At 49.4% G+C, this 751-nt stretch carries 1 pseudogene; it reads left to right on the top strand.

The features are described from left to right. Window positions 1-751: pseudogene (gene carB, locus R7Q09_RS25260) on the top strand (carbamoyl phosphate synthase large subunit); the annotation flags it as partial.

Here is a 751-nt window from a genome sequence, read left to right as displayed (position 1 = left end):
CCGTATCGGTCAAGGTATCGAATTCGACTACTGTTGTGTACATGCATCACTGGCGCTTCGTGAAGATGGCTACGAAACCATTATGGTGAACTGTAACCCAGAAACAGTATCGACAGACTACGATACATCTGACCGTCTTTACTTCGAACCAGTAACTCTTGAAGATGTGTTGTCTATCGCCCGGGTTGAAAAGCCAAAAGGTGTGATTGTTCAGTACGGTGGTCAAACGCCACTTAAACTGGCTCGCGCACTAGAAGCTGCAGGCGTGCCAATCATCGGTACTAGCCCAGATGCGATTGACCGCGCAGAAGACCGTGAGCGTTTCCAGGCTGCAGTTGAGCGTTTAGGTCTTCTACAACCACAAAACGCAACAGTAACGGCGATGGAGCAAGCGGTTGAGAAATCTCGTGAAATCGGCTTCCCACTCGTTGTTCGTCCATCTTACGTTTTGGGTGGTCGTGCGATGGAAATCGTCTACGATGAACAAGACTTGCGTCGTTACTTCAACGAAGCAGTAAGTGTATCGAATGAATCTCCAGTTCTACTAGACCGATTCCTAGATGATGCAACAGAAGTGGATATCGACGCTATCTGTGACGGTGAGCGCGTGGTTATCGGCGGCATCATGGAGCACATTGAGCAAGCGGGCGTTCACTCTGGTGACTCTGCATGTTCGCTTCCTGCCTACACACTAAGCCAAGAAATCCAAGACAAGATGCGTGAGCAAGTTGAGAAGCTGGCGTTCGAACTT

The organism is Vibrio sp. 2130-1, assembly GCF_033339515.1.
Note: the sequence above shows the minus strand (reverse complement) of the source record. Positions and strands in the feature narration are given on the sequence as shown.